This is a genomic window from Ktedonospora formicarum (assembly GCF_016587355.1).
Classification (GTDB): domain Bacteria; phylum Chloroflexota; class Ktedonobacteria; order Ktedonobacterales; family Ktedonobacteraceae; genus Ktedonobacter; species Ktedonobacter formicarum.
The window spans coordinates 200,791-219,401 of sequence record NZ_BNJF01000010.1 but is presented as its reverse complement, the minus strand read 5'-3'; the positions used below and the strand labels follow the sequence as shown (position 1 = coordinate 219,401).

Below are 18,611 nucleotides of genomic sequence, written 5' to 3'. Positions count from 1 at the left end.
TCCATGTCCAGACGTTTTACGTTCCCTCCCTTGCTAGCATCTTTGCCGATCCGATGGCGATTAGCACTGGTTTCCTTTGGTCTCTTCGCGGTATTGCTCACCGCCTTAGGCATCATCATCTCAACGACCGAGGAAAAGATATTGTTGGCAAACCAGGCAAATATCCTCTCCCAGGAAACAAACCTCGCGCAATCGCAGTTGATCGTCACCAAAACTGCGCCTACACAGTCACAGATCATCTCCTTTCTCTCAATGAGAAAAGAGGCGGCGGTCAGTATCGTGCCAATAGTAGAGGGTTTTGATCAGAACATGAGCGTCGCCATCCTTACCCCCGAAGGAGCGGTGCTAGCAACAAATACGGGCAACACTTCTATTTCCAAATATCGCGCGTTACCAGCGCTTCCTCTGACACGCTCATTTCTCCAACAGTGGCTCGCAGAGAAATCCTATAAGCTTGCCAACGACAACCATGGACAACGCCAACTGGTTATCTTGCAACAAATAATCATATGGGACAAAACAGTAAAAACAACACCAGATAACGATATTGTAGGATATAAAAAAGGCCTCTTACTGCTTAGTATCCCGACCACGACCATTGATCAGGCAATCTCGATTACCCAACTGACCCTGACTCTTGGTATTTTCATTGTCTTGTGCATAGCTGCCGCTCTCACGCTACCTCTTATCAGCGTGGCCCTTCGTCCTCTGCGAGAACTGGAGAGAGTTAGCTCTTTAATCGCTATGGGAACATTATCACTACGTCTGGCAGAGCCACCGACACGGGATGAGATCGGAGGGATGGCGCGAGCTTTTAACAATATGGTCGCGCGCCTGGAAGCGACGTTTGCCAGGCAAAAACGTTTTGTAGCCGATGTTTCTCATGAATTACGCACGCCACTGACTGGGCTTGGAGGAAGTCTCGAAATGCTTCTCATTCGAGCTGACAATGGGGATGAGGAGACCAGACATCATCTTCTTAATGGCATGTATCGCGAGGTCGAGCGTATGCAACGCCTGGTAACGGAACTGCTTGCTCTCACGCGCCTGGATGAAGGATATATGAAACCTCAAATTGAGACAGTACCTCTAGCATCACTGGTCGCAGAGGTGTATGAACAGGTTCAAGAACTTCTCTGTGGTCAGGAACTTTCTTCTCAAATACCAGCAGATCTTCCTGCGCTGCGCGCAGATATGAGTCAACTGAGACGGGTACTTCTCAACATCGTTGAAAATGCCCTGAAGTTTACGCCGTCCACCGGTTGTATCACCATTGTGGCATCAAGAGAAAGAACGGAACATATCAAGCTTGAGATACAAGATACTGGTATTGGCATTCAGCCAAAGGATCTGCCTCATGTCTTTGATCGTTTCTACCGTGCCGATCCATCCCGAACGCGCCTTTCCCAACAAATAGGTGGGAGTGGTCTGGGTCTCTCCATTGCGAAAGAAATCGTCGAAGCACACAAAGGAAAGATAGCCATCAGGAGTGCCCCTGGTGAGGGCACTACTGTGACGCTCTGGCTCATAGCGGATACTAGCAAAATGGCCGAGAGTGTCAGACACTAGGAACCTCCCATTGTGCCAACCATTGCTGTGTGCGGTGATCACGCACACGAATAATAGCTTTCTGCGGGTAGATATGGACAGCAAATGAGGCCAGCATATCTGGATCGTCCGAGCGATACACTAAGGTTTGATCATCATCACTCTTGACAGGTCCATGAAAGCCCGTATACCAGGGACTCATCAGATTGACATGAGTCAGCGGATGGGAACCCAGCGTTTCGGTGTGGATGAGTTGTGGCGACCCCCATCCAGAATGGGTATGCCCGCAAATATAGAGAGCAGCATTGGAGTGACGAGCAAGAATATCGCGTACCGCTGGCGAGTTTTCCACAAAGAAGAAGCGGGTCAATGAATCATCGTCGAGATTCCTAACAGGGTCGCGGTCCAATACCGTGTTTTTTAAAGGACAATGGGCAAAGATAATAGCGGTGCGCCCAGCATGTGCGGTCAACGTCTCATCAAGGAAAGCAAGGGCTTCTGGCGTAAAGACAACATCCATATTGAGTTCATACCTGTCAGGGAAAAACCAATCAGGCTGTTCAAGCATAATACACACGATACCCTCATCTTCCCCGGCAAGCCAGGCATACCGTATAGGTACAGCCCAGGTCGAGACGAATTCTTCAATACCATGAGGTGCGTTTTCGTCCTCCTCAGGAAGGTATTCGTGGTTGCCAATGCCTGGATAGAATGGCATGTCCTTTAAATACATGGCGAGTTGCTTTTTCGCTAATTCATAGTTTCTGAGCGCACCGCGTTCTACGAGATCGCCGGGAAAAACGCAGAACGCAGGACGGCGTTCCTCCTGCCACACTGTTTGCAAGTCGTCAAACATCTGCGCCATACGCGGAGTATGGAGCTTTTTCCACTGCTCATGATCGCGAAAATGCAAGTCTCCAATGGCCCAGAAATACAGCAGTTCCTGATCAAGTGGCGCTGCAATGTGGGTACTATAGCTGTCATCCATAAAAGTTCTAAGAACCTCCAATTCGTTTCATCAACTTGATCAGTTACTGCGAAGCCACCTGTAAACATTTGCGCGTTTTGACCGCTAGCGGGTGTTCAGATCCAAGGATGCGTTCTCGGATAGAGAGTGCCCGTTGGTAAAGAGCTACAGCTTCTTTTGTTTTCCCTTGCATTTGTTGCGAAAATGCAAAATCGTGCAGGATGTGCGTAGTCTCAACACGCTCCGGGTAGAGCTCACTGATGTGTAACGCCCGTATGTAAAGTGGCTCGGCTTGCGTGTACAGTTCTTGGTCTCGATAAAGATTGGCTAATCCAAGCAGCACATCGATAATGATGCTATTTTCTGGTCCAAGATGCTGCACTCGGATGGAGAGCGCTCGCTGATAGAGCGGCTCGGCCTCAGTATATTTCTTTTCTCTGGAGTAAAGGTCTGCCAAGCCGCGCAGTGTGTCCGCGACGTCGAGATTCTCTGGCCCAAGTTGTTGTTCGCGCATATGCAGCGCCCGTTGATAGAATGGCTCAGCCTCAGCGTATCTTCCCTGCCCCGTATACAGCCTTGCCAGTGCATGTGAGGCCATGGCTACCAGTGGGTGTTCTGGTCCAAAATGTTGCTCGTAGATACGCAATGCCCGCAGATTGAGATGCTCAACTGGAGCGCCCTCGTCCTTTAAGGTCGTAATCTGAGCCAATCCAAGCAGCGCAGAGGCCACAGAGGGATGGTCTGGACCCACGTGTTGTTCACGGAGATGCAGCATCCGCTGGGAGAGGATAATTGCTTCTGTATATTTTCCCTGTTGAGCTTTGACAAAGGCCAGGCTTCCCAGAATGCCAACTCTTCGGATCTTTTCCGCTTCTGCGAGTTGCTCCCAGATAGACAGCGCTCTCTGGTAAAGCGCTTCTGCCTGGGCATACTTTCCTTGATCGCCATAGACATGCGCCAAGCCGCGCAATACTCCAATGAAGAGAAATGGTTCTGTTTCAGCGCGCTGTTCCACAATGGATAATGCACGCTGGTAGAGCGCTTCCGCCTCTGTAAATGCTCCCTGACTGAAATAGATGCGTGCTAAATAGGCCATAGCTGAGATGTTCGTGGGGTCGGTCTCATCCACCTGTTGTTCTCGCATGGAAAGAGCGTGCTGATAAAGCTGGGCAGCGGGCATGTACAGCCCACGTTCATACAGGTATGCTCCAGCCCGCTCGAAGAGTTCGAACGCTTCGGGAAGCAGAACATGCTGCTCCCGAACTAAGGCAGCGCAGTCTTGCACCTGATCCAAATAGCGCAAACAACTGGGCCAGGAAGTAGCATCTTGCGGATTCTGTGGAAAAACCGCATTAAGTACTCGCACTACCCTCACCATCCATTGGCGTTGCTCTTCCGGTGAGAGACGCTCCCTCTGTACCACCTGCACAAGCCGATGAATACTGAGGAAATGCTCCTCCGCAAACCGTTTGATCAGAGAAAAAGCAAGCAGCGCTTCGAGCATCTGGTTGAAGCTGAGACGATCCGCGACAGCCGCTTGTAGCGCAGGAGGCCAATGGGCAACTCCTTTGGTAAGCACTTCTTCAGGAATCACATCCGGTGAGAGGAAAGCACATAACCGCAGTAGATCTGCCGAGGCCGGATTGGTCGCTTGGATGTGCCGGAACGAGAGTTCCCAGGTAGTGGCAACTGAGTGTGGGTACCCTATCGCCTGTCTGCCACGGCGCGAGAGCAGTGCACGACGATGTGCCTGATAGAGCTGGAGATAGTCCGTCACACCACACCCAGTCTCCTCGATATATGCACCTGCCTGATCGAGTGCCAGAGGAAACAATGACAATTCCGTTGCCAGAGTAGCCGCTTCATTCATGTGCTCATCTGATGCCTGGGCGAAGCGTCCCGCACGGCGTAATAGCAATTCAGCACCCTCAATGACACCCATGGCGCTTACTTCTAGAGAAGGTGCCAGCCAGCCAACTGCACTTGAGCGCGTAGTAAAAAGCATGCTGCCTAGTCCTTGGACTGGAAGATAAGGATGTACCATGGAGAGATCATCAGCATTATCTAGAATCAACAGCCAGGGTTCCTGGCACTGCTCTAACCAGCGAATAACAGCAGTCACCAGTTTGCGTTGATCTGTCTCATTCTTGAAGGAAACAGATGGTAGATATTCAGTAAGCGCCGCAAAGCTCATCAAGAGAGCCTCTTCGTTGGCAGCCGAGATCCAGAAAGTATGGATATAATGACCCATTTCACGAGCGCGATAGGCATACTCAACTGCGATTTGTGTCTTCCCAATTCCACCCAGCCCTTTAATAACCTGGGACTGTGTCAGAGCCGCACGACGGATAGTGGTTGGTTGGCTTGAGACCAGGGGAGTGAGTTGCGAAGTAAGCTGGTCGAGCAGTTCGTGACGTCCGGTAAAGTGGCCATTACGGGGATATGGAACTGTCCAGAGCGAAGCTCCATTGGTCATTGTCTGAGTCCTCTGCATAGCGCCAACGAGATCTTGTTCAGATGAAGAGACAGGGGAGCGATGTAGCAGCTCACGGAACCAGTGTTCATCCAGGAGCACCTTCTGGCGTGCAGCCCACCAAAGTACCCGAATCGCTTCTTCTTCGTGTTGTGCAGGAAAGGCGAAAGCTTGAACCCCTAATTCGATCAAATGTTGAAGGTGTTTGGCTTTGGGATAACTACTGCCCCCCTCCCATTGAGCGACCGCATTACGAGAAACACCAAGCTGGCTAGCAAGCCCTGCTTGTGTCAATCCAATCGTGGTCCGTAGGGTTAGCATCATCTGACCAAAGGAATAGTCTCGCTCTCCATAAGAGGATCTCTGCATTGGTGGCCCCCTATTCATTCCATGGACTGGCACAGAAGAAGCGTTGTAAAGCAATGTAAAGCGATATGCCAACTGCTATACAGTGATTCCTCTGAGGAGCGTGGCTATACTTGGAGAGCGGGTGTCCTTACCAAGCGAGCCAATGCCTGTTCAAGTCGGATTTGCGCAGTGTCACAGCACGCAGAAGCCAGGACTCCTGCAAGCTCTGCTTCTATGGTAGCACACTCTCAAGTCAAATCAGAAGTTCTCCCTGGCCTACTTACCATGGGAGAATGTGTCCAAGAGACTATGCCCTAAGGAAAGCAGCTAATTTGTGAAAGAAAGGAAAGCATCATGGCAGAAGGATCGCATGTTGCAGAAAAAACAATTGTACTGGTCCATGGAGGATTCGTGGATGGCTCTGGTTGGGAAGATGTTTACACCATTTTAACGAATAGCGGCTACCGTGTAGCCATTGTTCAGAATCCAACCCTCTCACTGGCCGATGACGTCGCAGCGACCAAACGGGTCATTCACGCACAGAGCTGCTCTGTGCTGCTCGTTGGTCACTCCTATGGTGGAGTCGTAATCACCGAGGCGGGCACTGATCCCCAGGTCGCCGGGTTGGTGTATATCGCGGCCTTTGCTCCCGACAAAGGAGGGTCGGTCTCAAACTTGATCCAGGATCCCCCACCTGGAGCACCTGTGCCTCCAATCCTGCCCCCTCAGGAGGGATTTTTATTCCTGGATCAAGAGAAATTCGCGGCCTCCTTTGCGGCGGATGTGGACGCCAAGAAGGCCGCGTTTATGGCCGCTTCCCAGGTTCCATGGGGGGTAGAAGCCCTCGAAGGCGCGGTCAGCGAGCCAGCGTGGAAGACAAAACCAAGCTGGTATCTGGTCGCCACCGACGATAAGATGATCCCTCCTCCTGCCCAGCGGTTCATGTCCACACGCGCAGGAGCAAATGTAGTGGAGACAGCGGGTAGCCACGCGATCTATGTCTCACAGCCCGCTGCGGTGGCAAATCTCATTGAACGAGCTGCCAAGGAACTAGAGGAGTCAACGCACTAAGCGCCGAGAGTGCCGCTCTGCGGATGCTCGCAGGGCGACACTCCTTTCATTACAAGGCCAGCTACTGAGATGGTGCAGAGCCAGATCATCAGCAGAAACAGACAAGAATTTCGCTTCTCACCTGTTTCCTTTCCCTCTTACAAACCGTCGAGGAAACGCATTGAGGAAAAACGGTACATTCCTTTGTAAAAAAACACCCAATAGGTATGACAGCACGCGCGAGTGACTAGTGAATTACATCTATTATCCATACATCATGCATTAAGATACATCTCCCTTTACTTATTTTAGACCATGCAAGCTATCATTGATCGCCTGCTGGTCGCTATCCATCGGCTCTAGATTGACGACAATCGGCTCCTGACCAGTGCGCACGATGATCCACTGCGAGGGAATGTCGCCAGCATTTATCTCTTTGTGCGGCACAAAGGGCGGTACATAGATAAAATCGCCCCCTTCGGCATCGGTCTGGAACTCCAAATTATCCCCCCAGGCCATCTGAACGCTCCCGGTAGCGACATAAATGACGGTCTCCTGCTCTCCATGATGATGTTTGCCAGTGCCAACATGCGCCTCTACAGTGGTGACACCTGCCCATATACCTTTGGTATCGGCGAGCTGTTTGGAAATAGCCGAGACACGTCGCATCCCCTCCGTCTGGGGCGTATTGCTATCAAATTGGTTTGGTTTGACGACGCGCACCGCCCATTCCCAAGACGAATGCTTGTTTGATTGTGAACTCATATGCATGCTTCCTTATGGGCCAGAACTTCAATTACGCCAGCAAAAGCGTATTATTCCAACTACAGAGCCACATCACGGCCATCCCTGGTGGCATAAAACACCGATGTCTCAACTAGCGCAAACTCGCTAATGTTATAGACCTGGGTAGTCTGCCAAACTAGATGAGACAGACTAGCAGAGCGTCATAAGCAATAGGCAGAGGAGAAAAGACACATATTCAGCACCTCCCCAACCGTCATGAGGCAGTTTGCATTGATATTGTTATCGTTGTTGACTTCTTCCACTGATACGCTGTATGAGCCCTCTATGCTCAGGATGAACCAGAGATGCCAGCGAAGGATTCCATAAACTGAATAATGGCTGAAGCATCTTCTTCACCCACTTCACGCATCGCAGCCGCAGCTACTTGCTGCGCGGCTGCCGTCATTGGCAGAGGCACGGAGACCGCAAAGGCCTCACTGAGCATGAGTTGAAAGTCCTTATACATTAAAGCCAGGGCAAAATCGGCTGGATATGTCCGCTGCCGCGCGTGCTCCAGATCAGCTTGTTGTCGCGGAGAGACCACCGCTGTCTGCTTGAGGACATCAATGAGTTGCGTTCTTTCAAGCCCAGCCTTTTCTCCGAGCACGAGCGCTTCCGCCAGAGCCTGCCTGCCCAGGCCCAGCAACAAATTGACTACCAGCTTCATGGTCGTCCCTTTTCCGCTTGAGCCCAGATAGGTGCTCTGCTGGCCAAGTACATCAAGAATGGGTTTGCAGTACTCATACGTCTCTCGCTCGCCACCGACAAAGATAACCAGGCTTCCCTGTTCGACTTGAGGCACACTGCCAGAGACAGCAGCGTCGATCATTGGCACATTCTTTGCTCTCGCCGCCTGGAACAGATGGCGCGAGGTCTGTGGGGCAACGGTGCTCATATCGATGATCACCGACGAGGCATGCACTCCCGCCAGTGCACCATCTGGAGCTAGCATAACTGCTTCCAGGGCATGATCATTGGTGACACAGGAGATGATGACATCGCTGGTGGCAGCCAGATCCCTAGGAGTCTGGGCCACCAATGCTCCAAATTGGCCCATGGCTTGTGCTCGCTCCACTGTGCGATCATAGACCGTCAAGGCATAGCCTGCATGCAGCAGCCTCTTGATCATAGGACTTCCCATATGCCCCATACCGATAAAGCCGATGTTCTGCTTGGAATTCCCAGTTCCCGTCATTATCCTAGTTCCTCCATTTCTTCATCCCCACACCAAGCGTACGATCCTTGTATGTTTCCCCTCACTATATAAGCCAGTACAACAATTCGATTACGTTCTTCAACATGAATGGATATACTCGAAATAATCGTCTTGCTTTTTTGCTTGCAGACAGAACAAGGAGAGAGAAATACTTTGACATCAAGCAGATACTATCGTGTCCTCTGAGTGAACTGCTGTCAAGCTGAGGCATGTTCCATTTTCTCTGTTTCGTCTACAAAGGTTGTGGAAACGTAAAAGTTGGCAAAATCGCTGCTGTTCGTTAGAAGGGGGAAATGAGTGTCAAGCGAGTTTAGCCTCCTCCACGAGACATCAAAGACTATCTCGTAGAGGAGGCTTGTGCTGACCATTGCTTGTCCAACAGTATTTATTTGTGAGTAATTGGGATTGAATCTTCCCTCACCTTACTGCGCGACAAATTCCTGGGCAAAGCGATGGATAGGGGTCAGATCAGCTGCGCTCTGAGGGAAATCAAGGATGATCTCATGGATGCCCGCCTCTTCAAGTGCCGCGATACGCTGACGGATGGTCTGCGGACTGCCCACAAGCGAGGTATCTCTGAGCTGATTTCTCACGGCAGGGGGAAGTTGCGCAAGCGCCGTTTCATCGTCATCAGCAATGGAGCAGACCGCGCCAGTGGTGCAGTGGACCGTCGCAAAATCGCGCCCCAGCGCCTCACAATGATTTTTGAGCACGGCGAGCTTATGGCGGATGGTCTCCAGATCACCACCCACATTACAAGCGTCACCATATTGGGCGACCAGCTTTAATGTGACCTTCTCACCGCCGCCACCAATCAGGATCGGGATATGTGGTTTTTGTACTCCCTTGGGCTGATTGATAGCGCCACGTACCTGATAATACTTCCCCTCGAAGACGGCCTCTTCCTGGGTCCACATCGCGAGAATCACCTGGAGGGCTTCTCGGAGCATGCGTAGTCGCTCAGGGGCATCAGGGTAAGGATAGCCATACGCACGATACTCATGCTCGTACCACCCGGCCCCTATGCCGAAGTTCAAGCGACCATGGGAGAGGACATCAAAGGTGCTGGCCATTTTCGCGAGCAAGGCAGGATTGCGATAGCTATTGCAAGAGACAATCTGCCCAATGCGAACGCGTTTCGTGTCGCGTGCAATGGCAGCCAGAGACATCCAGGTCTCGAAGGTGACCTCTTGAGATGGGGTAGGAACGGTATGAAAGTGATCAACCATCCAGATAGACTCATATCCATCTTCATCGGCTGCCCTGGCGACGTTTGTCATGGCTTCATAGGCCTCAACGGGATCCTTGATCATTGCCAGATTCATTTTCCAGCCGTTGGGAATTTCGACACTGAACTTCATGTTTTCCTTCTTTCCTTGAAAAGACAATCAGACAGATTCACCAAACCAGCGGAAGGTCCGCTTATCAGAACTGAACAAAAGGTCCCTTGCTAGATCTATAGAGATACAGACAAGCCCTTTTGTGGCAGATAGGGTAGTTAGGATATCCAGCATTGTTCTATTTATACATGTGTATTTATATATGTTTTTTTTGGTAAAACACAACAAAAAAACTTATGTGTTCATAGGGAAATCGTGTCTTACAGTAAAAATACTTGCGTACACGTGTCTGTGTCCCTCACGAAAAGTTTTTAAGTACCCTCAAACTACCTTTCATGAAGAAAGCAACACGCGTTTGGTTCCCTCCGAGCCATCGAGAAGCTTCGTCCTGCTGAGAAGACCCCAGCTTTAGCCGTGGGGAATCATCACAATGAGACGTTGACCCCTAAGAATGTTCAGCAACAAAACTGCTGATCAGTTGAAGATCACGCACTCCCAAGCGGAAGTCAGCGGCCGCAACCAGTTCTGCAATCTGCTGAGGATGACGTGCACCAACAATAGCAGCTGTAACAGCGGGATTTCGCAGCGTCCAGGCTATAGCAACGGTACCGGCTGTGACATTGTTCTCTTGCCCAATAAGGCCTAATAACGCAGCTAGCTGGAGATTGCGCTCAAGATTTGCTCCAGTAAAATCGGGATGTGTTTTGCGCCAGTCACCTTCTGCCAGATGGTTCACACGCTCCTTGCTCATTGACCCTGTAAGCAAACCAGACGCCATTGGGGAATAGACGATGGCCCCAATATCATTTCGTCCACAATACGGTAAAATCTCTTTCTCTACATCAGGGTGGATCAGAGAATAGGGTGGTTGAAGCGTCTCGACGGGTGCAATTTTCTCAGCACGTTGCATCTGCTCTACTGAGAAGTTTGAAACGCCAATATGACGAACTTTGCCTTCTTTTTTTAGCTCGGCAAGTGTATTCCACCCCTCTTCAATGTCGGGATCAGGAAAAGGCCAATGAATCTGGTACAGGTCAATCATATCAATGTCGAGTCGCCGCAAGCTCTCCTCAACCTCACGTCTGATCGACGTTGCTTTGAGACTATTGGCCACGCCTCTCTCTTCATCGTTTTCTTCCCAAATCAGAGAGCACTTGGTGAAGATATAGGGACGTTCACGTCCTTTAATTGCCCTCCCTACCACCTCTTCAGAATGGCCTAGACCATAAACAGCAGCAGTGTCAATCCAGTTGATGCCAAGGTCCAGTGCATGCTTGATAGTATTCTCTGATTCATGGTCATCTTGTGGACCCCAGCCAACTTTCCAAGGGCCCCCGATTGCCCAGGCTCCTAGGCCAATTGGAGTGATCTGCATATCAGTTTTCCCAAAACGAACTTTTTGCATGATTGTACCTCTTCACACTGTTTCTTGTCGTGACACGAGCGATAGATGGTGTTCAACGAGCCCGAATGTGCTCTTGTCTTTCTGTGAGCGCTGAGAAAATGATAAACGACCATTGGAGATCTGCCTAGTACGCACTTTCGTTGCACATACTTACCTCAAGGTTACTAGTAGCTTGCTCTTGAACTGAGCAAGCTCTCAGTTGCTTTCTCACTTGTCGCTGTAAGCGGCAAGCTGCCAGTTGAAGTAGTTCAATTACACCCAGATAATGTAGCAAGATGCGCATTCCTCTCAATAGGAATAAAGCGTCTTGATCGTTCATGCTATCTCTTGTAAAATATATTTAGTTCCTTCCAGAGATGTAGTATCTCATGGTTACTAGATAGGGAGAGGAATGTAGATGGTTCTACAAGAAAAGAACACATGGGTCATTCGGGAAAACGATTGTGAAGTCTGCTCGATTGAACAGGCATTGGATGCTATTGGTGGTAAATGGTCTTTTCTAATAATACGAGAACTGCTCCATGGAGCAAAAAGATATGGCGAACTCAGACGTTCGATCCAACGCATTAGTCCAAAGTCATTAGCTGCAACACTCCGCCATCTTGAAAACAATGGCATTCTTCTGCGCACTGTCTACCCCACAACACCTCCAATGGTTGAATATGCTTTGACGGAAAAAGGGAACGAGCTCCGTCCAGCTATTTATGCAATGAAAGCCTGGGGGAAACATTGGGGAAAACAAAGTAACTGAGCAAAAGACAATTATGTGATGATGTGGATACTACGGTTTTTGAGTTTGAGACCCACAAAAGCCGGGAGCACAATTCATTTTATGCCTTGATCAGCTTCTCAAGCAGCTTGGGGGTAATCCTGATTTTTCAGTAAATGTGGCTGTGTTTTCTGTTGACATCATTTGAGATATCCCTTATAAGTGCCAGATGTTCTGTTTGGAAACAGAAGGAGCAAAATGGGTGCATCAGAGAGAAAAATTTATAGAGGGCAAAGAGGCACATTGCAGAGATAAAACCTTGCTTCCAGCCATCTTCAATGCAGGCTCTCTGTATTTTTCTTTACGAGAAGGAGGCTCAGAGGACAACAGCCAGCTTTCCGTTTCCTGCTTGCGCAAGAAATCAGCTCAAATCCCCTTTGGCAATGAGCTTTTATAAAGAATACCTTCCATCATCGCTCCTATTCTTCGATTAACCATATCCCAGTCCATTTCCGATGACCCATCATTGACTGGTAGTTGGAGTTAAGGCATGAATCATAGGATAGGATTCTGTAGTCAGCCTTTGGTGCGAGATATCTCTTACTCCTCTGGGTGTGGAAGCATATGACTGTGGAGCAAATAGTGCCGGATGGCTGTTTCCCAGGATGAGATATATGCCTGGTAATGGTGCTCCTCAGAAAATCGCTCAATATACTCGTTCCCATGTGGGGAGAGAGCCGTCAAAGTATAGGTGACACGCACGCTGGTCATCTCCGACCCATCAGGCTCACATCGCACATCGATTCGACTGGTATACATTTGTGGCAAGACGTTAATATACGTTACATAAGCCTGTTCTCTGTCGTAGCCAATGATAGTCCAGATTTTCGCTGGTTCACCAACATGTTGCGTCATAAAGACGGTCCCTTGCTGAGCGACACCAGAGGTAGGATAGAGCATGTCTGGATTCCAGCCCTGTACCCAGTGCTTTTCACCAAGTGGCTCAAAGAGCGGAAAGGTACGAACAACCGGAGCTGGTATATAAATGACATGAGATCGTGTGACCTGTTGGGCAACAAAATTCGACATCTTACTTGTGTCCATACAATAGCCATCCTTCTGAAAGAAATACGCGTGGTAGTGGAGGCAATAATACATTGAGCGACAAGGCAATAGAGACAAGAAATGTTTAACTCAATTCTCCAGTTGAGTGCTACTCGATGAAGCGATGGCTGGCGCTTGCATCATAATCCATCCCATACACCTCCTTGAGCTGTGAAATTCGTTTGAGTGTTTCCTCGCTAAAGGGATGCTTGCGCTCAAATGCATGTAAAGCCATCCCCTCAAGCAAATCACCAAGAGAGATGTCATAATATTCAGCCAGGGCTTTCAAGACTTTCACCAGATTCTTTTCCATACGTGCCCCAATTTGCACTCGTTCAACAGGAATGCGCTGATTAGAATTGCTGGTCTGTTCTTCCGTCTGACCCATTTTCTTCCTCTCTTTCGCAAGTTGTTATCATATTTTATTGTTACCAATGTAACATGATAACAATAAAAAGTCAATCAGATGGAACCAGCAAAAAACATTTCTTCTTATGCTTAACGAGGTGGCGCTCATTGGCAATAGCATTCTGATGTTGAAACCCGGTCCAAAAGCCACGTTTGTGGAGAGCAGATGAAATTATATAGTGTTGCGCGATATTGCTGTGATACATCCCTTGACAAGCACACTTACGTTTGGTTATGCTCACATTATTGAAATGTTTCGATTGGTTGCGTTTCGATACTAGAAAATCATTTCACGACACCACGTTTCCCAGCGCGACCTTCAAACAACAATCTTCGGATCTCTATTTCGCTAAGGCTACTAACCAGAGGGGGAATGCGATGAAGCCTTCTGAGCCTGTTATTGAGCTTATTGGCGTAACCCGACAGTTTGGGGCAGTTCAAGCCCTCAAAGGCGTCGACCTGTCGCTCCATCCAGGTGAAGTGCATGCTCTGGTAGGTGAGAATGGCGCAGGCAAGAGCACGCTTGTCAAGATGCTTGCTGGCATCCACCAACCAGATGTTGGCATGCTCACGATGAATAGAGCGACCATTGAACTGCGCAACCCCGCGCAGGCCCAGGCACTGGGTATTGCCGTTATTCACCAGGAACCCAGCCTCTTTCCCGATTTAGACGTAGCCGAGAACATATTTATGGGTCGTCATCCCCGTGACCGTCTTGGGCGCGTGGATTGGCGACGAATGTATCGCGAGGTCGAGCACTTGCTTCAATCGCTCGACGTGCAGTTGAGCGTGCGCGCGCCTGTACAGGGCCTCTCGATCGCGGATCAGCAGCTTGTTGAAATAGCCAAAGCGCTCTCGCTGAACACACGTATCCTGGTCATGGATGAACCAACAGCGGCCCTTTCACCGCATGAGGTACAGGAGCTCTTTCAGATCGTCAGGCAACTACGCCAGCAAGGCGTGGCGATTCTCTTCGTCAGCCATCGCCTGGAAGAGATCGCTGAACTGGCTGACCGCGTAACGGTCTTGCGCGATGGCGCCCACGTTATCACCGCTGCCGCGCACGAACTGAGCACCGATGCCATCATTCGCCATATGGTGGGCCGTGAACTTGACACGCTTTTCCCCAAAGGAGAGGCAAAGATTGGCGACGTTGTGCTGGAGGCGCGTGGTCTGACACGCGCTGGAGTCTTCCGCGACGTGAGCTTTACTCTGAGGCAGGGCGAGATCCTGGGCTTCTCTGGCCTGGTGGGAGCGGGGCGTACAGAGGTAGCACGTGTTCTCTTCGGGATTGATCGTGCCGATAGCGGCACAATTCTCCTCAAAGGGCTGCAGATCTCACTTTCCTCATCCAGGGCCGCGATGCGCCATGGCATTGCCTATGTCCCCGAGGACCGACACCAGCATGGGCTGATGCTCGACTTCACCATTACCAGAAACATCACGCTTCCACTGCTTGACCGGCTTTCACGACTGGGGCTGGTGGACCAACGTCGCGAGCACCAGCTTGCCAGCACCTATGCGAAACAACTGCATGTTCGTTCCTCCGGGCTAGATCAGCTTGCCAGGGCTCTTTCGGGTGGCAATCAGCAGAAGGTTGTGCTCGGCAAGTGGCTGGCAACTGAGCCGCAGATTCTTATTCTCGATGAGCCGACGCGTGGTATTGACATCGGGGCCAAGGCTGAAGTCCATCGCATCATCTCAGACCTGGCTGCGCAGGGACTAGCGATTATTTTGATCTCAAGCGAACTGCCAGAGGTTCTGGCAATGTCTGATCGCGTCCTGGTCATGCATGAGGGCCGTGTCGCCGGCCTATTTGGGCACATGGAAGCCAATCAAGAGAATGTTATGTTAGCCGCGACTGGGCAGGTGGCTATATGAGCACAACCAGTACAGAACGTAAGGAACCGCGCACTTCTGCACGTACCAGCAGCAACCGCTTTATAGGCATCGTCAGCCGTGTACGCGAACTGGGCCTGCTAGCGGTCCTGCTGCTTATCGTCATTATCGTAAGTATACAGGTGCCACGCTTTTTGGGCCTCGACAACCTTGAACAGATATTGCTCTCAATCGCGATTCTGGCAATTGTCGCAGCAGGCGAGACAATGGTAGTCCTAACACGCAACGTTGACCTTTCGGTTGGCTCAATTGTTGGCCTGACAGCTTATATCGCCGCCAATACGCTTAAAGAACATCCTGGCACTAATGTCTTGCTGATCCTCCTGTTTGGCTGCATCATTGGGCTGGTGCTTGGGGCAATCAACGGCCTGATCGTGGGCATTGGACGGGTTCCCGCCATCGTGGCGACATTGGGGACGCTGTATGTCTTTCGCGGTCTCGACTTTATGATCGCGGGTGGTAACCAGGTCACTGCCTATCAGGTACCCGATAGCTTTCTCGCGCTTGCCACCACACGCATTCTGGGCATTCCGGCACTGATCCTCTTCGCGGCAGCTGTCATTCTGAGCTTCGCCTTCTTCCTGCGCTCGACTCGCTCTGGACGCCAGCTCTATGCCATTGGGAGTAATCCTGATGCCGCGTCACGGATAGGTATTCGCGCGAATCGCCTGATCTTCATGACCTTCCTGCTTTCGGGGCTTCTCTGTGGCTTAGCGGGTGTTCTCTGGGGTGCGCGTTATGCGACCGTTGACGCCCGGGCGGCAAGTGGTCTGGAGCTACAAGTGGTCGCCGCCGTTGTGGTTGGTGGCGTCAATATCTTTGGCGGCTCCGGTACTATCCTGGGCGTCACCCTGGGCGCGATTGTGCTGGGAACAATTGACAACTCCCTGACGCTACTCAAGCTCTCCCAATTCTGGTTACAGGCCATTGATGGAGCCGCGATCCTGACGGCGGTGACGCTTGATGCTTTCATTACTCGCTGGATACGGCGAAGACTGCTTGCAAGGAGGCAACGATGAACTGGCTACGCAAATCGCTCCGTACCTGGGAGGCTCTTTTGCTGCTCTTGCTAGTCCTGGTTATAATCCTTGGAAGTTCGCTTTCGCCTTTCTTTCTAAGCCTCTCGAACTTCTCGTTGATTATCAGTGATGTGATGGAGAAGGCCATCATGGCCCTGGCCATGACCCTGATCATCATCTCTGGCGAGATTGACCTTTCAGTAGCCTCAGTCCTAGGGCTTGCCAGCGTTGTACTTGGCGTAAGCGTGCGTGCGGGTATACCCCTGGAATTGGGCATGTTCCTTGTGCTACTGCTAGGAGCAGGCGCTGGCCTGCTCAATGGGCTGGCGGTAACACGCCTGGGTCTTCCCTCGCTGGTCGTGACGTTGGGTACACTAGGTCTCTATCGCGGCCTGGCATATGTTGTCCTGGGCGATCAAGCCGTGAGCAACTTTCCTGCCGCCTTTACGACCTTTGGCTTCGGAACTATACCAGGAACGCTCATCCCCTGGACCTTGCTGGTTTTCATTGTACTGGCAGTGCTCTTTGGGATTGTCTTGCATTGGAGTGGCGCGGGCAGACGTATCTATGCGGTTGGAAATAACAAAGAGGCGGCACGCTTCGCTGGCATACGCGTTGATCGCCTCAAGCTCGCGCTCTTTATGCTCTCCGGCATTATCGCGGCGCTGGCCGGTATCCTGTTTACCGCACGCTTTGCCAGCGCCCGCGCCGATAATGCGATTGGCTTTGAACTGGACGTAGTAACCATTGTCCTGCTTGGAGGGGTAAACATCTTCGGTGGTCGTGGTAGTCTTCTGGGCGTGATTCTCTCACTGATCATTATCGCGATGCTGCACAATGCCCTGGGTCTTGCCTATATCAGTGGCGATATTCAAAACACAGTCATTGGCGCGTTATTAATCTTTTCAGTGCTTGGGCCCAACATAGCTCAACGCATCCAGGCTAGCATAACCCGTAGGCGCATGGCGGCGCAGTGATTGCGCCCCATGTCATTGAACAATAATATTGTTTATATGCATGTCCAAAGGAGGACGTCATGAAGCTGTTTCGTACACTCGGCCTCGGATTCATGGTTGGTATCTTTCTGTTCCTTGCGGCCTGCGGTGGGTCAGATAACGGCTCAAACGCCAACGGGAGCAGCCCACTCAACATCGCCTTCCTGCCCAAGGCGATCAACAATCCCTATTTCGATACTGCCGCCAATGGAGGCAAAGATGCAGCAGGTGAACTCAAGGGAACGTTCAAGCAGGTTGGCCCCTCCGAGGCAAGCGCCTCTGAGCAGGTGACCTACATTACCACGCTGACTCAGCAGCATGTCAGCGCAATTGTGGTTTCAGCAAACGACCCAAACGCTCTAGCTCCTGCGCTCAAACGCGCCATACAGCAAGGGATCAAGGTCGTCAGCTATGACTCAGACGTAGCTCAGGACGCCCGCCAGCTATTCATCAATCAGGCAAACTCTGAAGATATCGGGCGCATCCAGGTTCAAACGCTTGCCAAGCAACTCAACTATACCGGCGAAATCGCCATTCTCTCGGCTGCCAGTACCGCCACCAATCAGAACACCTGGATTCAGTTTATGAAGGATGAACTGAACAAACCGAAGTACAAGAACATGAAGCTGGTCAAGGTTGCGTACGGCAACGACGATGACCAGAAGAGCTTCAACGAGACGCTGGGTCTGCTACAAGCGTATCCCAATTTGAAAGGTATCATCTCACCAACGACTGTAGGTATTGCCGCCGCCGCACGTGCTGTTGAATCAGTCAGCAAAGGTGGAAAAGTACTCATAACCGGACTTGGTACGCCGAACCAGATGCGCAAGTACGTAAAGGACGGCACTTCACCCTCCTTCGCACTCTGGGACCCCGGCCAGCTTGGCTACCTGGCATACTATGCCGCGAGCGCACTGGTGCAAGGGAAGATCAAAGGTCAGCCAGGAGAAACGTTCGATGCTGGCAAGCTTGGGAAGAAGACCATTGAGAACAACAACGTCGTTCTCCTCGGCCCGCCCACGGTCTTCGATAAAGATAACATCGACGAGTTTAATTTCTAATCATACGTTTCTTCCTTTAAAGGGACCTGATGCGTCTGCTCAGGTCCCTGCTATTTGCCAGAAAGTTAATCCCTTTCCCCCATAATTTAAGGTAAAAGGCGCCCTCTAACGCCAACTCTATATAGAGCATGTGTTACTACCCACGCTGTGCCTTACTCGAGATGGGGCCAGCATATTCAACCAACAGAGACGATATTCAACGCTTGTGCTAGTGTTCCTCTTGCGCATCATTCGTTTCTGAGCTATACTCATTGTAATTATAAACCGAGCATCGGTTTATAAT

The 18,611-nt window shown here is 50.8% G+C and carries 16 protein-coding genes; 8 read left to right on the top strand and 8 right to left on the bottom strand.

Translation table 11 applies throughout. The features are described from left to right. Positions 1-3 precede the first annotated feature (3 nt). Positions 4-1,569: a sensor histidine kinase gene (locus tag K3T82_RS45360; protein ID WP_220200049.1), complete on the top strand. Its 1,566-nt coding sequence runs from the start codon at positions 4-6 to the stop codon at positions 1,567-1,569. Here K3T82_RS45360 and K3T82_RS45355 read toward each other — a convergent pair. Continuing rightward, complete coding sequence (locus K3T82_RS45355) at positions 1,559-2,536, bottom strand: metallophosphoesterase family protein (protein ID WP_220200048.1); 978 nt, start codon at positions 2,534-2,536, stop codon at positions 1,559-1,561. The two genes, K3T82_RS45360 and K3T82_RS45355, sit on opposite strands and share 11 nt — an antisense overlap. Positions 2,537-2,579: 43 nt before the next feature. Then, complete coding sequence (fxsT, locus tag K3T82_RS45350) at positions 2,580-5,357, bottom strand: FxSxx-COOH system tetratricopeptide repeat protein (RefSeq protein WP_220200047.1); 2,778 nt, start codon at positions 5,355-5,357, stop codon at positions 2,580-2,582. A gap of 333 nt (positions 5,358-5,690) precedes the next feature. Between fxsT and K3T82_RS45345 the strand changes: the two genes are divergently transcribed. Further along, positions 5,691-6,407 (top strand): alpha/beta hydrolase, encoded by a 717-nt coding sequence (locus K3T82_RS45345; RefSeq protein ID WP_220200046.1) that lies wholly within the window; start codon positions 5,691-5,693, stop codon positions 6,405-6,407. A 282-nt stretch (positions 6,408-6,689) separates the two neighbouring features. Here K3T82_RS45345 and K3T82_RS45340 read toward each other — a convergent pair whose 3' ends face one another. From K3T82_RS45340 to K3T82_RS45325, 4 genes are all read right to left on the bottom strand, one after another. Then, complete coding sequence (locus K3T82_RS45340; protein WP_220200045.1) at positions 6,690-7,151, bottom strand: cupin domain-containing protein; 462 nt, start codon at positions 7,149-7,151, stop codon at positions 6,690-6,692. 310 nt (positions 7,152-7,461) lie between these two features. Further along, the gene (locus K3T82_RS45335; protein ID WP_220200044.1) at positions 7,462-8,367 is read right to left on the bottom strand and encodes an NAD(P)-dependent oxidoreductase; all 906 of its coding nucleotides are present in this window, start codon (positions 8,365-8,367) and stop codon (positions 7,462-7,464) included. 443 nt (positions 8,368-8,810) lie between these two features. After that, positions 8,811-9,749: an LLM class F420-dependent oxidoreductase gene (locus tag K3T82_RS45330; RefSeq protein ID WP_220200043.1), complete on the bottom strand. Its 939-nt coding sequence runs from the start codon at positions 9,747-9,749 to the stop codon at positions 8,811-8,813. A 424-nt stretch (positions 9,750-10,173) separates the two neighbouring features. After that, complete coding sequence (locus K3T82_RS45325; RefSeq protein ID WP_220200042.1) at positions 10,174-11,133, bottom strand: aldo/keto reductase; 960 nt, start codon at positions 11,131-11,133, stop codon at positions 10,174-10,176. Positions 11,134-11,530: 397 nt separating this feature from the next. Between K3T82_RS45325 and K3T82_RS45320 the strand changes: the two genes are divergently transcribed. Further along, positions 11,531-11,884: a winged helix-turn-helix transcriptional regulator gene (locus K3T82_RS45320; protein ID WP_220200041.1), complete on the top strand. Its 354-nt coding sequence runs from the start codon at positions 11,531-11,533 to the stop codon at positions 11,882-11,884. A 196-nt stretch (positions 11,885-12,080) separates the two neighbouring features. Then, positions 12,081-12,299, top strand: coding sequence for a hypothetical protein (locus K3T82_RS45315; protein WP_220200040.1), 219 nt, complete (start codon positions 12,081-12,083; stop codon positions 12,297-12,299). 143 nt (positions 12,300-12,442) lie between these two features. Here the strand turns inward: K3T82_RS45315 and K3T82_RS45310 are convergent, their stop codons facing one another. Together K3T82_RS45310 and K3T82_RS45305 are read right to left on the bottom strand one after the other, a co-directional pair. Continuing rightward, a complete protein-coding gene (locus K3T82_RS45310; RefSeq protein ID WP_220200039.1) occupies positions 12,443-12,946 on the bottom strand; it encodes a hypothetical protein in 504 nt (167 codons plus the stop codon). 109 nt (positions 12,947-13,055) lie between these two features. Next, complete coding sequence (locus K3T82_RS45305) at positions 13,056-13,334, bottom strand: hypothetical protein (RefSeq protein WP_220200038.1); 279 nt, start codon at positions 13,332-13,334, stop codon at positions 13,056-13,058. Between the two features lie 398 nt (positions 13,335-13,732). Between K3T82_RS45305 and K3T82_RS45300 the strand changes: the two genes are divergently transcribed. From K3T82_RS45300 to rhaS, 4 genes are read left to right on the top strand one after another with little or no spacing between them, the layout of a single operon-like run. Next, positions 13,733-15,235, top strand: a complete 1,503-nt coding sequence (locus K3T82_RS45300; RefSeq protein WP_220200037.1) for a sugar ABC transporter ATP-binding protein — start codon at positions 13,733-13,735, stop codon at positions 15,233-15,235. Next, the gene (locus K3T82_RS45295; protein WP_220200036.1) at positions 15,232-16,272 is read left to right on the top strand and encodes an ABC transporter permease; all 1,041 of its coding nucleotides are present in this window, start codon (positions 15,232-15,234) and stop codon (positions 16,270-16,272) included. Before K3T82_RS45300 ends, K3T82_RS45295 begins: the two co-directional genes overlap by 4 nt. After that, positions 16,269-17,249, top strand: a complete 981-nt coding sequence (locus K3T82_RS45290) for an ABC transporter permease (protein ID WP_220200035.1) — start codon at positions 16,269-16,271, stop codon at positions 17,247-17,249. Before K3T82_RS45295 ends, K3T82_RS45290 begins: the two co-directional genes overlap by 4 nt. A 59-nt stretch (positions 17,250-17,308) precedes the next feature. Beyond that, positions 17,309-18,328 (top strand): rhamnose ABC transporter substrate-binding protein, encoded by a 1,020-nt coding sequence (gene rhaS, locus K3T82_RS45285; protein WP_220200034.1) that lies wholly within the window; start codon positions 17,309-17,311, stop codon positions 18,326-18,328. Positions 18,329-18,611: the final 283 nt, after the last annotated feature.